This window comes from Burkholderia sp. Ax-1724, from assembly GCF_011752995.1.
Lineage (GTDB): Bacteria > Pseudomonadota > Gammaproteobacteria > Burkholderiales > Burkholderiaceae > Paraburkholderia.
Genome location: NZ_VWWL01000015.1, coordinates 92,765 through 106,932, shown reverse-complemented (window position 1 = coordinate 106,932; position 14,168 = coordinate 92,765). Strand labels below are relative to the sequence as shown.

The following is a 14,168-nucleotide window of genomic DNA, read 5'->3' as shown; positions in this document are numbered from 1 at the left end:
TAGCACTCATGCGCCGTTGCGCGTGCTCGTGCATCAAACACGTATTGAACGATGCTGAACCCAACACCCATCACGAAGACGATTAGCCCAATGCGGTACATTCGCGAGAGCCACGTCATTTCCTCACCCTGAACCTGATCGGGTCGATCTTCACGACCCGGCAATCGGAAAACAGAATCATGTCGCCGCCTGCGTTATGAGCATCTTGCCAACGTCGGAAGTCACTGTTGTGGACAGGCCAGAACGTTCGCCCATAAGGGCCTTCGGGCTGGATAATGTAATTGCTCCAATTTCCCCAATTCGCATGCTGTGCGACATACCCTTCCGGAACCAGGCAGATGCCGTCCCTGTTCCAGTGTCCAAGATATTGCGAGCCGCCTTTGCCATCGTCAAAGAATGAATAGGGGTTCTTGACGTATATCGCGACCTTCGTGACTTCGATTTCAATACCGCTGATGCGCAGTGGTCTGAAACGGGCTTCAGCAACAGCCGCATACATTGCAAACCCGCCTAGTGCCCCTGCCAGATCGTCGGGTTTGCCGTGGTGGAGCATTGCACCGAAGAACTGCTCGGCCTTTTCGAGTGCGGTCGTGTCCACGGGCGCATATTGAAACTGGAAATTATCATGCAGCGCACGCACATTACCGCGCATCAGTTCAAGCGTGTCGATTCGATCATGATCGCGATAGGGGTAAAGCGTCCTGACAAGCTTTTCCGATGTACCTTTTGTCAGGTAGCTTGTCTTTTGCAGGTTTTTAAAGCCTGCTTGCGTGCGTGGATACGAGAGAACCCAATCAAGCATAATCGACCGGGTATCGAAGCGATCATCGCGGTAGGCTTTTGACCCGTCGCTGTTGATGCCATATCGCTTTTGACTAAGGTTCATCGCCTGATTCTTCGGCGAGTAGGCAAACCATTTTCGCAGCAATGCCGCTGACCTGTGCCACCCCATCTTCGACATTGCGCCGGGAATCTCCGTGACCTGAAAACTTTCGTTAGTCACGAGATGCTGCGCATCTTGTACTACACCCGGAAAATTTCCACCTTTGGAATTTACATACGTGATGTCTCCAGGTTGTTCTCGCCATTCCCCATTGCTCGGCGTATAGAGGGATAGTTTTTGTGCGCTCATGCAGGTTTCGGAAAGGGTCTATGGAGTGGCCCTTTTAGCACGAGCGCCGTACAGTGCATCTCAAAATTGCCGTACTACTGTGGGTTCTTCAGCGTGTCTTATCCCTCAATGAACTCCGTTACCTGAATCCGTCTTATGCATCATCACGCCGTGAAGGTTCGTAGTTTTGAATGGGACATTGAACACATGACTGACCTTACCGCCAACTTCGAGTCAGCATAGGCTGCCAGCCAGCAGCCTCAGCCAGCCATCGCGCTCTCACGCCACAACGACACGCCATCCATACCGTCAGCCGGCAGACCCAGAAAATCCAGTATGGTCGGCGCGATATCCACAAGACTGGTGTCGCGGGCCACGGCGCCCGCAGTCTGCTGCGCATGCTCGATCATCAGGAACGGCCGTGTCTCGTCCGCGCCCCAGCCACCGTGTTCGCCGTGTCCGTCGACGCGTGTCTTGCCGGGCTCGGCCACGGTCCAGCGCATGCCGCGCACGCCGTATGGATTAACGGCATCGAGGCGCGCCATGTTCACCGCCGCGACGATACCGTCTTGCGGCGCGAGTCCGCGCGCGCATAGCGTGTCGCCGGTTTCGACCGAATCGGCCCACGGTTCCTCGCTGAGCGCATCGAGCACCGCTTCGAGCGCTGGCCGTCCCGCCGGAGTCGCATAGAGCACGGCGGCGGTGCCTTGACCCGCCACCGCGACGGCGCCGCTTTCGAGCGCCGGCGCGAGCCCCTGTGCCGCCAGCCAGGCTTCGATGTCGATGCTGCCGCCGATGCTTTCCTGCCCGTGATCGGAGCCCGCCAGCAGCAGGATGTCGTCGCCGCTCGCGCGCAGTTCGCGCACGGTGCGCACCACTTCGGCCACGCAACGGTCGGCATGGCGCAGCGCTTCGAGATGCTGCGGCGAGCCGAGCGGCGCGCCGTGCAGCGTCGCGTCGGGATGCGCGAGCCAGAGCAGCGCCACGGCGGGACGCGAGCCGGCCAATGCCTCGGAGCAGAAGCGTTGCGTCATGCTCCAGTCGCCGGCGAAATCCTGCTCGATCCGCAATGCCGCTTCGCCGGTCAGAGCGTGGCCGCCCGGCGCGTACGAGCCGGCTCGATGATAGACGTGGCCGAAATGTTCGGGGTCCAGAAAATAGGCGGCGCCGGGCGACACGTTGGAGAACGCGACGAAGCCGCCGTGTTTGGCTACGCGCTCGGCGAGTGTGGGCACGCGCAAGGTCTGTCCGGTGGCGCGCCTCATGTGGGCGCGGAAATCGGGTTTGCCGACGTCGTAGATACTCACCCGGCCCGCTTCCAGCAAGCCCATACGGTTGCCGTGCAGTCCATGCCGGCTCGGCCGGCAGCCCGTGGCGATCGAGGCCGCCGACACCCGCGTGACGGAGGGAAAGACTGCCCGGTACGCCGAGCAATGCAGCGCCGTCCGCTGTAGCGCATGCAGGGCCGGCGTGAGGTCCGGGTTGATCCAGTCGCGTCCCAGCGCGTCGCAGCAGACCATGACGACTCGTCGTTGCAGATTCGCCATCAGTTGCCGTGCTCCCCGGCGAGAGCGACCGCGAAGGCGTCGAAGTTGCGCAGCGCGCGGCCGGTGAATTCGTCCGCCGGCTCGAAGCTGGAAATGAGCGGTACCGGCTGCTCATGGAGGCTGCCGTGCGAGCGCAGCGGCCGGTCGAGACCGGACAGATCGTGTTCCGCGACGCGCGTGCCCAGCACGTGCGCGGGGCCGGCCAGCACGACGAGGTCGCCGATGCGGTCCGCCGGCAGTTCCAGCGAGGCCGCTGCTTCCTCGCGGTCGAGCACCGCGTCGATGCCGGGCAGGCCGGCGAGCAGCGTGCGCGCGGCAGCGATATCGGCGGCATTGGCGCCGTCGCCGTCATGATGCAGATAGACCGTCGCGAAACCGCCGAGGGCGCCGTGATGGCGCACGTAGGGATCGGTAATCGGCAGCACCACGCGGGCTTTCAGCGCGGGCAGGGCCGCGTCGAGCCGGTCGGCGAGGAACAGCACGTTGGGCTGTCCCGCCGCGTCGCTCTTCGCGCCCATGCCGTGGTCGGCGGTGAGCACGAGGCGCGCGCCGAGCTCGTGCATGGCGGCCAGATGGCGGTCGAGCATGGCGAGAAACTGATTGGCCTCGGTTTCGCCGGGCGCGTACTTGTGCTGGATATAGTCGGTGGTCGACAGATAGAGGAAGTCGGGCTTCCACCGCTGGAGCAGGAGCACGCCGGCGCTGAAAACCGCCTCGCTGGCAGCGGCGCTGTAGATCGGCGGCAGCGGGGACGGCAGGAAGCCGGCTGCCGCCGGGCCCGCCGTTTCGACCGAAAAGCACAGCGCGCCCGGGCTCTCGGGAAGACCATGGCCGAGCATGCGGCGCAGCTTGTCCTTCGCGGTGACCACGGCCACGCGCGCGCCGGCCCCGGCCAGCTCGGCGAGGATGGTCGGTGCACGCAGGAAGGCCGGGTCGTTCATCATGACCTCGGCGCCGGCCGCCTCGTCGTAGAAGTAGTTGCCGGCGATGCCGTGCACCGACGGCGCCACGCCGGTGACGATCGAAAGATTGTTGGGATTGGTGTAGCTCGGCATCGCACACCGCGCGGCGCGGCACCAGCCACGCGCATGCAGCGATTGCAGGAACGGCGCGATGCCGCGTTCGAAGGCGGCGTCGAGATAGGTCCGGTCGAGGCCATCCACGCAGGCGACCACGGTCGGCTGCCTGGGCAGCGCGTAGCGCCGGCCGTTGACTTCGAGTGTGCGAACTGCGTTGGTCATGATGTTCTCCTGTTTATCGTTGCGGCAGCAAAGCCTGGACGTCGGTCGCCATCTCGGTGAGCACCTTGTCGGCGTCGCCGGCGCGCTGGCCGCTCGCCACGCTCTCCAGCCTGTCCTTGATCACGTCGATCGCCTTCAGCCCGTTCGGACCGGGGAATGCGTACCAGGCCGTCGCATAGGGTTGTTCCTGCACCGCCACCGCGAAGTTCGGGTTGGCCTTGTAGAAGTCCTTCAGCAGGGCGCCCGCTTTTTCGTTCGGCGGAAAATAGCCGGTGCGGCGTGCGACCTCGGCGGCCTGCGCCGGCTCGGTGGCAAAGCGGATGAAGCGCCAGGCGGCCTGCTGCTTGGCCGGATCGCGTGCGGTGATCATCAGGCCGTTGCCGCCGGCGGGCAGATGCGAAAGGCCCGGCTTGAGATCGGGATACGTGCCGACCGCCAGCTGGAAATGACCGGCGGTGATCTTCTGGATCGTCGCGAGCTGGGAGGTCGAGGTGGCGAAGATGCCGAGGCTGCCCGCCGCGAACTGCTGGCGCGCCGCCGTGTGGGTCAGGTACGGCATGCCGGCTTGTGTGACCAGCCGCGCAAGCCGGCCGATGGCCCACTGGCCCTCCTTGCCGTCGAAGGCCACCTTGCGTTCGCTGGCGTCGAGCATGCTGCCGCCGCGGCTCAGGACCAGCGACTGCCACATCCAGTTGCCGGTCTCGTCCCACGCGTAGAAGATGCCGTTGGTGCCGGAGCCCAGCGCATTGATCTTCTTCGCCAACGCCGTCACGCCGTCCCAGGTGGTCGGCAGATGGGACGGGTCGCCGCCCGCGCGGCGCACGAGATCGGCGTTGTAGTAGAGCACCGGCAGCGAGATCGCGAACGGCAGCGCGTAGCTGCGGCCCTTCACCTTGCCGGCCGCCAGCATCGCGGGGCTGTCGCCCTGCGAGGCAAAATCCTTGTCCGCGGCGATGAGCGGATCGAGCGGCACCGCGCTGCCCTGATCGGACAGGGCGCGGATGTTGTTGAGCCCCTGCATCACCACATCGGGTTGCGTGCCTGCCACCGATTCGCGCAGCACGGTTTGCAGCACCTGCTCGTACTCCGGCGCGGGCGCGCGGTACACGATGCGCACGTCCGGGTTAGCCGCCATGAAGCGTTTGGCGAGATCGTCCATGGCCGGGCGGAACAGGTCGGGGAAGGCGTACAGCACCGTCAGCTCGGTTTGGGCGGCTGCGGCCGGCTGCACGCCGAGGCCGGCGAACGAGCCCACTGCCATGGCGATCACGGCGAACATCTGCCTGAGGCGGGTTCTGCGTGTTTTCACTGCGTGACTCCTGTGATGAGGCCGCGGCGCGGTGCGCGGCCGGTGGTCGATACGGTCGAGGCCGATATGGGTCGATACGGAAAAGGACCGCCCGGCGGAAACGCGCGGGCGCGGCGCGCCTCAGCCTTTCATGCCGGAGAGCGCGATGCCTTCGATGAAGCGGCGCTGCGCCAGCAGGAACGCCAGCACTAGCGGCGCCACCACGATCGCGGCGGCGGCCATCAGCGCGCCGTAGTCGGTGCCCGCTTCCTCGTTGCGGAAGAACGCGATGCCGAGCGGCGGCGTGAGCTTGTCGGGCGACGACAGCACGATCTGCGGCCAGAAGAACTCGTTCCAGTGCGCGCTCACCGAAAAGATGCCGAAGGCCGTCACGGCGGGCAGCGCGACGGGCAGCATCAACCGGAACACGATGGCGAACTCGCTGAAGCCGTCGAGGCGGGCCGCGTCGAGCAACTCGTCGGGCACGGTGCGGAAATACTGGCGCAGCAGGAAGATGCCGAACGCGGAAACGCCGTAGGGCAGCGCGAGCGCCCAGTAACTGTCGACGAGGCCGAGCTGCTGCGCGAGCAGGAACTGCGGGATCGCCACTGCCTGGGGCGGCAGCATCAGGCAGAACAGCACCGCGCCGAACAGCAGGCGGCGGCCGCGAAACGGCAGCTTGGCGAGCACGTAGGCGCACGGCAAAGCGATCGCCAGCTGCAAGGAAAAGATCAGGACAACGACGAGTATGCCGTTGGCGAGGTAGCGCAGCATCGGCACGCTTGCGAACACGGTGGCGAAGTTCTGCCATCCGGCGAAGTGCTGCGGCAGCAGATGCAACTGGCGCGAGAAGATTTCGTTGGCCGGCTTGAAGGCCGTCGAGAGCATCCAGGCGAACGGCGCGAGCGACACGAGACTGCTGATGCCGAGCAGGGCATGACGCAGCAGCGAACCGCCCAGCCCGGCGAGACGAGGCTTGCGCGAAGGGTTCATGAAGCGCTCCGGTCGCTCGAAAAGCGGAATTTGACGAGCGTGAGCACGCCCACCAGCAGAAGAAAGAGCACGGCGATGGCGGCGCCCCGGCCCGTGCGGAAAAATTCGAATGCTTCGCTGAACATCGTGAAGAGCAGCACCTCGGTGGACTTCTGCGGCCCGCCGCCGGTGATGACGTAGACGGTTTCGAACAACTGGAACGAGCGAATCGTCGAGATCACCACCACGAAGCCCGTGATGGGCCGCAGCAACGGCCAGGTGACGAGCCAGAAGCGGGTCCAGCCGCTCGCCGCGCCGTCCACGGCGGCCGCTTCGCGGTACTGCGCGGGAATGCCGGTCAGGCCGGTGAGGAACAGCACCATGTTGAAGCCGGTGGCCTGCCAGATGCCGATCAGCGCGAGCGAGAGCAGCGCCGTGCGCGGGTCTTCGAGCCAGTGCGGGCCGGCAATGCCGACGCGCGCGAGCAGCAGGTTCACGAGCCCGAAGCTCGGATGCAGCATGAACTCCCACACCACCGCAATCGCGATCGTGGCGGCCATCACGGGCAGAAAGTGCAGGGTGCGATACAGGGAGCGCAGGCTCGTGCGTGCGTCGATCAGCAGGGCAAGGCCGAGGCCGAGCACGGTCGAGGCCGGCACCACCAGTGCCGTGTAGAGCAGCGTGTTGGCGAACGAGCGTTGCAGCACCGGGTCGTGTGCCAGCGACGCGAAGTTCTGCAGTCCGATGAAATCGACGTGCGATGCGCCGAGCCGGTAGTCGGTGAAGGCCAGCACGATCACGGCGACGAGCGGCAGGATCAGCGTGGCGAGGCCGAGCAGCACGGCCGGGCCCGCGAACAGGACGATCACGGGCGTGCGCGAGGGTCTCGCGGTCGGCAAAGCGAGGGCGGGGGAGCTTGCGCGCAGCGGCTTAGCCATGCACCACCCGCATGCCGTGAGCCGCAGGCCGACCGGTTTGCGCGACGCGCTGGCCGTCCGCGTCGAACACGACCGCACGCGCGAGATCGGCCTGCAATCCGCAGGTTTCGCCGATACGTGCATGGGCGTTCGGCATGCCGGACACACGCACCGCGAGGCGCGCGGGCGGCGCGCCGGCCGCGCCGTCCACGGCGACGTGAATCAGCGTGTCGGCGCCGAGATATTCGAGGTTGAGCACGCGTGCCGGCAGGGCGCCGGGGCAGCTCGCCTCGACCAGCGTGAGGTGCTCGGCGCGCAGGCCGAGCGTGAGCGCCGTGCCTTCGGGCAGATCGACGGCGAGCGGCAGGATGCAGCCGTCCGCCGCGCTCAGGGTTTGTCTGGCCGTGCGAACGCTGGCCGGCAGCAGGCCGATGACCGGTGTGCCGATGGTGCGCGCCACTTCGATCGAGCAGGGCTGTGCGTACAGCTCCGCCGGCGTGCCCAGTTGCAGGATGCGGCCGGCGCGCATGACCGCGATGCGATCCGCCATGGTCATCGCTTCCACCTGGTCGTGCGTGACGTAGAGCGTGGCCACGCCGAGCCGCCGGTGCAACTCGACGATCTCGCCGCGCATGCTGGCGCGCAATTCGGCGTCGAGGTTCGACAGCGGCTCGTCGTAGAGAAAAACGGCCGGCTGCCGGACGATCGCGCGCCCGAGCGCCACGCGCTGGCGCTGGCCGCCGGATAGCGCGGCGGGCTTGCGTTCGAGCAGCGCGCCGATGCCGAGCGACTCGGCCGCTTCGCGCACTTTCGTGTCGATCGCGGCGCGGCGCCGGCGGCTCGCGGCCGAGAGCCGCCAGGCGAGCGGCACACGCTCCCACACACGTAGCTCGCGTAGGGCGAGCGGCGTCGCGATGTTCTCGCGGATCGTCAGGTGCGGATAGAGCGCGTAGTTCTGGAACACCATCGCCACGTCGCGCGCGGACGGGCCGAGCGTAGCCGTGTCGCGGCCGCCGATGTGAATGGTGCCGCTATCGGGCCAGTCGAGTCCGGCGACCATGCGCAGCAGGGTGGACTTGCCGCATCCGCTCGGCCCGACCAGGGCGACGAACTCGCCTTCGCCGATTGTCAGGTCGATCTGGTCGGCGGCGACGTACGTGCCGTAACGGCGCGACACGCCCGCAAGCTCGATGCCGCCTCGCGCGCGCCGCGTGCCGGCGGCGCCCATCGTGTCAGGGATCTTGTTCATCCGAATACCCGAAGCTCATTTGAGTTCGCTAAGGTACATTTGTAACGTTACCCTTTTGTGACTGCGAAAACCCATTTGTGCTCATGCGCCGGAAGGTGATACCGTTGCACACCGCCGGCTTGCCGCGTCACGGCGAGCCTGCAAGGACAACGGAGAAAATCGCGCATGGAACGCCACAGGAACGCCCCTTCCGCAGACGAGGGGCAATCGATCGACGCGCAGGTGATGGCGCGCATTTGCTGGGCGTATTTCAAGGAGGGGCAAACCCAGGAGGCGATTGCGTTGCGCATGGGTCTCACGCGCAAGCGCGTGAATCGCGTGCTCAACGAGGCGCGCGCCAGCGGCTTCGTGCAGATCACGATCAATAGCCCGGTGGGTGCTTATGTCGAGCTGGAAGTGCGGCTGACCGAGGCTTACGATCTGCGCCGCGCGATCGTGGTGCCGACGCCCGAAGATGCCGACGACTTGCGTCCGGTGGTCGGCGCGGCGGCGGGCCAGTACGTCTCCAGCCAACTCGGGCAGGGCGCCACGCTAGGCATCAGTTGGGGCGGCACGATCAACGCCGCCGCGCAGAACGTCATACGGCGGCAGCAGATGGACAATACCGTGGTGTTGATGTGCGGCGGCCTTGCGCGCAGCACGCGCATCAATCCCTACGACAACGCGGCTTTGTTCGCGCGGATGCTGGACGCAACCTGCTACTACATGACGGCGCCGCTGCATGCGGAGACGGCCGAACTGCGCGACGCGCTCGTTCGCAGCGAGCCCGTTCGCAGCGTGCTGGAGATGGCGAGGCACGTCGACATGGCGTTGCTGAGCGCGACCGATCTCTCGCCGCAGTCGAAGATGCTCGAATATGGCGTGATTTCGGAAGCGGCCTGCCAGTCGCTACGCGATGCCGGCGCGGCCGGCGACATCTGCGGGCATTATCTCGACGCCGACGGACGACTGGTCGATCATCCGCTGGCCGCGCGCACGATCAACCCTGCTCTGGAGGACCTGCGAGCGATTCCCGAGCTGATCCTGGCTGCGGGCGGATTGCAGAAGGTGTCGATCATTCGCGGGGCGATCCGGGCCGGGCTCGTCCATGTGCTGATTACCGACGAGGCAACCGCGGTCGCGTTGCTATGACGGCGGCACCCGGCGCGATGTGCCCTGTGCCGCATCGTCTTCGAACGGCCTTTTGAGGGCCGTTCGAGCCTGTGGAAATCAGGCGCCGGGCGGCAGCAGAATCTCGATCCCAAACGATTCGGCGAGACGCAGCAAGCCCGCCATCTGTTCCGGCGTGGGCGGTTGCGCCGGGATTTCCGCGGCGCCGGCGCCGGCCGCGCCGTCCAGAGGGATACCCGCTTGAGCAATGAATTCGTCGAAACCGCCGGGCGTGGTGGTCACGATGCAGCGCACGGGCTTTTCGCCGAGGTTGCGCAGCCGTTGCGGCACGCCGCGCGGCGCGAAGTAGGAGGAGCCGGCGCTCAGTATTTCGACTTTGTCTCCGATCGTGACTTCCATTTCACCTTCGATGATGAACATCGACTCGTCTTCGCGATGATGAATATGCAAGCCGCCGTCGCCACCCGGCGGCATGATGCCTTCGATCATCGAAAACTGGCCGCCGGTTTGTGCCGACGAGAGAAGCACTCTCATGCGAACCCCCATAAAAATATATTCGGGAGGAGTGCTTTGCATGACGGCGGGGAGTGGGTGTTGAGCAGTGTTCATGGATGCGATCAGATAATCAAAAGAAGTGTACGGCGGGGCGCTTGCGTGGTTGCCGATAACCGGGTTTCGTGATTTTACTCAGGATGGTTGAATGTCTGCTCTGGAGACGGCATGGGTGACTGGCAGCGTGCCCCATTCTTACCAGTTCAACGGAGAGCAGGGGGGCGCAATGACGAAGCAAATAGCTGTGATGCGAAGCTGCGTCAGCGATCAACCACAGCGGCAGTCAAGGGGAAAGACGGGGCAGCGGCAATGCGTACGGTGTGTGCGGCGGTGGACGTCTTCGAAGCGGCCCAAAGATCAAGGACAAAGCTAAAAGGCTCGAAGATCACTACCCGCACCGGAACCATTCAGGCTCGGCAACGCAAATAGCTGGTTCCTGACGACGGAAGCGGCGCCGATAGCGGCTCCGTCCACGCCGAGCCGTGTGATGTAGATCGGCGGCGCCGTGAAGCCGTGCATGAGGTTGCTCGCCAGCGCCCGTTTCACCCTCTGTTCGACGCGAGGGAACAATATGCTCAACGGTCCACCAAGGACGATCTTTCCGGGGTCCAGCACATAGACAAGATTCAGGATGCCCGTTGTCAGGACGTTCGCCCATTCATCGAATGTTTCTTCGAGTGCAGGTGTGCGGCCGGTATGGTCCGTGCGTGCCAGCCATTCGAGACCGCGCTCGAAACTCTGATCTTTCGGCAGGAACGCGCGGAAACGTTCATAGCCCGCGAGCAGTTCGAACGTGTGCGACGCGATCGCGCCCGGAGTCGCCCCCATCACCATATGCCCCAGTTCGCCCGCGTAGCCGCGCGCACCTTCGAGGATGCGTCCCTGCTGAACGATCGCGCCACCGAGACCTTCGGTCAGCAGAATCAGCAGCATGTTTTGCGCATCCTGCTCGCGAGCCATCGTGCGTTCGGCGTTCGCAAAGGCGACGGCGTCGTTGCAAACCGTGATGGGCCACGCCAGATCGTTGCGTGCGGACAGTATCTGTTTCAACGGCACATCGCGCCAGCGCAGGAACGGTGCGATGACCACGCGACCGCCGCGATCGACGAGTCCCGGCACCGAAACGCACAGGCCCTGAACGCGGCTCGGCTCGACGCCGCTCTCCTGCAGAAGACGTGCGGACAGGTTCGCGATCTGCTCGACCACGCGTTCGACGTTGTCCGCATGAGCCTCGATGGAATCGCTGAGCCGATGCGCGATGCGCATTTCCAGATCGACCATCACCGCCGTCAGGTTGAGGCTGGATATATCGATTCCGATGGCGTAGGCGCCCTGCGGATTCAGACGTATCCCTGATCCTGGCCGGCCAGGCCGGCCGCCCTCCACGCGGTCGGACGTTTCGACAACCAGCCCCGAGTCGATCAACTCCTTGACGGCGTGTCCAATCGTTGCACGCGTCAGCCCCAACTCTCGCGAAAGATCCGCACGACTCAGCGTGACACCGCGCTCAAGCTGCCGCAGACATCGCGCCGTATTGATATGGCGCAGCAGCATGGGGGTTGTCGAGGCGGTTTCCTGTGGCGCCGCCTCGGGCGTTGGGCTGTCCACGCGCGAAGGCGGGGCAGGGGTGGTCCAGTCTCCGGGCACGGCCGCCGGCCGTGCCGAGTGGGGATCGAACTGCTTCTCCCGCGCGGCTTTGCGAAACCTGTACAGGTAGCTCTTCAACGTCGCGGTGGTGATGGCGAGCCCATTTTCGTTCAGCACCTTCACGACGTCTGAAATGCGCGCGCCGGCGCTCAGGCGCTGCTCGATGTCGGGCAGGACGCTGCGCAGCCTGGCGGCCTTGTTGCCGGCTTCGATCCCGGTAATGGCTAAGCGGAGTGATTGGGGAGGCTGCATCGTGCGATCCTAGCTATTTTTTGCATTCTAAACGCATCCTTATCGCATTTCAAATGTATGTATATGACAAAAATAAGCGCGTTAACCCCGAATACATCGATTTTTATATTTGTTTAAAATACAAACAAATAGAGTGCAATCTCGCTGCCGATGCGTGGCTGCCGCCGACGTATTTCGTCCATCTCAACGTTTGACAGGAAACAACATGCTCAGGAATATCGACCCGCTTCTCGGCCCGGAACTGCTTGCGGTGCTGCGTGCCATGGGGCACGGCGAGGATATTGCGATCGTCGATCGCAACTACCCGGTGTTGAGCGCCGGTCCGCAAATCATTCGGCAGGACGGCGCCGACGGTCCGCGTGTACTCGACGCCATTCTTTCGGTTTTGCCGCTCGACAAAGGCGCACAGACGATCACCCGCATGGAGGTACGCAACCAGCCGGCCGAAATCCTGCCGGTCATGAGCGATTTCATTTCGATTGCGAACACCCACGCGCCGCATCTCGGGGTCGATTCGTTGCCGGCGGCCGAGTTCAAGGTGCGGGCCGCGAAAGCGGTAGCCATCGTCGTGACTGGCGAGGCGCGCGTGTACGGGAATATGCTGTTGCGCAAAGGCACCTTGCCGCTGTGAGCGGCAAACAGGGGGCAGCATGCCGGTTAAACGGAGGACTTCATGACTGATGCGTTGATGAATTTGCGGTTTCTGGCCGCGTGTGCGATTGCCAGAGAGGCGGGGCAGCTGATCCGCAGGCGTTTCCTTGCGCGCGACGATGCATTGAGTTTCAAGTTCAAAGGTCCTCAGGACTATCTGACTGAAACGGATGGAGAAGTCGAGCGACTGATTGCTGCGCGACTGGCCGCCTCGTTTCCCGACGACGGCTTTTTCGGCGAAGAGAGTGGCGGCGAAGTCGGCGATCGCGTGTGGATCGTCGACCCGATCGACGGAACGGCCGATTTCGCGCGCGGCGTGCCTTATTTCTGCGTGTCGATTGCATTTGTCCAGCATGGCAAGACGGAGATCGGCGTGCTGTACGACCCGATGCTCGACGAGTTGTTTGCCGCGCGCAAAGGGCACGGCGCCACCATGAATGGGCAGCCCATCAAGGTCAGCGCGATTGCGGACATACGTCAGTCCGTCGTCGAACTCGGGTGGTCGTCGCGCGTTCCGTTCGAGCCTTATGCCAAAGTTCTGGAGACGCTGCATTCATTGGGCGCGGGCGTAAAGCGGCGCGGCTCCGGCGCGCTCGGTATCGCCTATGTGGCCATGGGGCGGCAGGATGCCTACTGCGAACTGCATATCAACTCATGGGATGCGGCGGCGGCCGTCCTGCTCGTCGAAGAAGCGGGCGGATGGGTCAATGACTTCCTCACGAAAGAATGTCTCACGCGGGGCAATCAGGTCGTTGCCTGCACGCCGGGACTGCGTGGCTGGCTCGAAACCGTGCTGAGCGTATAGCCAAAGCGTGGAATGCATCCGGTCGTTTTATCAAGGAGAGGAACAGTGCAGGAGAATTCGGTGAACCCCTTTGCATTGAAGGGGGAAATTGCTCTTGTCACGGGCGCGACACGAGGAATCGGCCGCGCGTGCGCGAAGGCCCTTGGCGAAGCGGGCGCAGCCGTGGCGCTCGGCTGCCGCGACATGCGGGCCGGCGCCGACGAGGCGCAAGCATTGCGCGATGCCGGCATCAACGCGGTCGCAGTGCAGATGGACATGATGTCGATCGAGTCGATCGAGCAGGCCGTGTCGATGGTAGAGACGGAACTGGGTCCGCTGTCCGTGCTGGTCAATAACGCAGGTCACAGCCGCCCGGCGCCCGCCATGGAGGTCAAGACCGGCGACTATGACGCGATGTTCGATCTGAACGTCAAGGGGGCTTTTTTCGCCTCTCAGGCCGCCGCGCGCAAGATGGCAACGCGCGGTCGCGGGTCGATCATCAACATTGCATCGCAGGCCGGGTTCGTCGCTCTCGATGGCGAGTCGATCTACTGCATGACGAAAGCCGCGATGATTCATATGACGCAATGTCTCGCCGTCGAATGGGCGCAGCATCACATCCGCGTCAACGCCGTTGCTCCCACGTTCATCCGGACGGACAGCACCAAAGGCTGGCTCGAGAACGAAGCCACGCGCAATTCACTGCTTGCGCGAATTCCGCTGCGCCAGATCGGCGAACCGGAGAACGTGGCGGAACCGGTCGTGTTTCTCGCCTCGAATGCGGCTGCGATGATGACCGGCGCCACGCTAAAGATCGACGGCGGCTGGACCGCCGTGTGATGTGGGG

13 protein-coding genes are annotated in these 14,168 nt (G+C 64.3%); 4 read left to right on the top strand and 9 right to left on the bottom strand.

What is annotated here, in order from left to right; genetic code table 11:
* Nucleotides 1-115: 115 nt before the first annotated feature.
* The 7 genes from F3J19_RS18895 to F3J19_RS18865 form a co-directional block, all read right to left on the bottom strand.
* Nucleotides 116-1,132 (bottom strand): DUF6402 family protein, encoded by a 1,017-nt coding sequence (locus F3J19_RS18895; RefSeq protein WP_167044230.1) that lies wholly within the window; start codon nucleotides 1,130-1,132, stop codon nucleotides 116-118.
* 239 nt (nucleotides 1,133-1,371) lie between these two features.
* Nucleotides 1,372-2,658: an alkaline phosphatase family protein gene (locus F3J19_RS18890; RefSeq protein WP_240159071.1), complete on the bottom strand. Its 1,287-nt coding sequence runs from the start codon at nucleotides 2,656-2,658 to the stop codon at nucleotides 1,372-1,374.
* Nucleotides 2,658-3,899 (bottom strand): phosphonoacetate hydrolase, encoded by a 1,242-nt coding sequence (gene phnA, locus F3J19_RS18885; protein ID WP_167044227.1) that lies wholly within the window; start codon nucleotides 3,897-3,899, stop codon nucleotides 2,658-2,660. The genes F3J19_RS18890 and phnA overlap by 1 nt, the downstream gene beginning before the upstream one ends.
* Before the next feature lie 13 nt (nucleotides 3,900-3,912).
* Nucleotides 3,913-5,178, bottom strand: coding sequence for an ABC transporter substrate-binding protein (locus F3J19_RS18880; protein ID WP_167044225.1), 1,266 nt, complete (start codon nucleotides 5,176-5,178; stop codon nucleotides 3,913-3,915).
* Nucleotides 5,179-5,328: 150 nt separating this feature from the next.
* A complete protein-coding gene (locus F3J19_RS18875; protein WP_167044222.1) occupies nucleotides 5,329-6,180 on the bottom strand; it encodes a carbohydrate ABC transporter permease in 852 nt (283 codons plus the stop codon).
* Nucleotides 6,177-7,097: a sugar ABC transporter permease gene (locus F3J19_RS18870; protein ID WP_167044220.1), complete on the bottom strand. Its 921-nt coding sequence runs from the start codon at nucleotides 7,095-7,097 to the stop codon at nucleotides 6,177-6,179. The genes F3J19_RS18875 and F3J19_RS18870 overlap by 4 nt, the downstream gene beginning before the upstream one ends.
* On the bottom strand, nucleotides 7,090-8,325 hold the full coding sequence (locus tag F3J19_RS18865; protein WP_167044218.1) for an ABC transporter ATP-binding protein: 1,236 nt from the start codon (nucleotides 8,323-8,325) through the stop codon (nucleotides 7,090-7,092). The genes F3J19_RS18870 and F3J19_RS18865 overlap by 8 nt, the downstream gene beginning before the upstream one ends.
* A 165-nt stretch (nucleotides 8,326-8,490) precedes the next feature.
* On the opposite strand from F3J19_RS18865, the gene F3J19_RS18860 reads away from it, so the two are divergent.
* Complete coding sequence (locus F3J19_RS18860; RefSeq protein ID WP_167044215.1) at nucleotides 8,491-9,456, top strand: sugar-binding transcriptional regulator; 966 nt, start codon at nucleotides 8,491-8,493, stop codon at nucleotides 9,454-9,456.
* Nucleotides 9,457-9,534: 78 nt separating this feature from the next.
* Here the strand turns inward: F3J19_RS18860 and F3J19_RS18855 are convergent, their stop codons facing one another.
* Together F3J19_RS18855 and F3J19_RS18850 are read right to left on the bottom strand one after the other, a co-directional pair.
* Nucleotides 9,535-9,969 (bottom strand): cupin domain-containing protein, encoded by a 435-nt coding sequence (locus tag F3J19_RS18855; RefSeq protein WP_205193014.1) that lies wholly within the window; start codon nucleotides 9,967-9,969, stop codon nucleotides 9,535-9,537.
* Between the two features lie 387 nt (nucleotides 9,970-10,356).
* Complete coding sequence (locus F3J19_RS18850) at nucleotides 10,357-11,886, bottom strand: ROK family transcriptional regulator (RefSeq protein WP_167044209.1); 1,530 nt, start codon at nucleotides 11,884-11,886, stop codon at nucleotides 10,357-10,359.
* 205 nt (nucleotides 11,887-12,091) lie between these two features.
* Here F3J19_RS18850 and F3J19_RS18845 point away from each other — a divergent pair, with 205 nt between their 5' ends.
* Genes F3J19_RS18845 through F3J19_RS18835 form a run of 3 tightly spaced genes read left to right on the top strand, consistent with a single transcriptional unit; the run spans nucleotide 12,092 to nucleotide 14,161 of the window.
* Complete coding sequence (locus F3J19_RS18845; RefSeq protein ID WP_167044206.1) at nucleotides 12,092-12,517, top strand: RbsD/FucU domain-containing protein; 426 nt, start codon at nucleotides 12,092-12,094, stop codon at nucleotides 12,515-12,517.
* 42 nt (nucleotides 12,518-12,559) lie between these two features.
* Complete coding sequence (locus F3J19_RS18840) at nucleotides 12,560-13,342, top strand: inositol monophosphatase family protein (protein ID WP_167044203.1); 783 nt, start codon at nucleotides 12,560-12,562, stop codon at nucleotides 13,340-13,342.
* A gap of 60 nt (nucleotides 13,343-13,402) precedes the next feature.
* Nucleotides 13,403-14,161 (top strand): glucose 1-dehydrogenase, encoded by a 759-nt coding sequence (locus F3J19_RS18835; RefSeq protein WP_205193012.1) that lies wholly within the window; start codon nucleotides 13,403-13,405, stop codon nucleotides 14,159-14,161.
* Nucleotides 14,162-14,168: the final 7 nt, after the last annotated feature.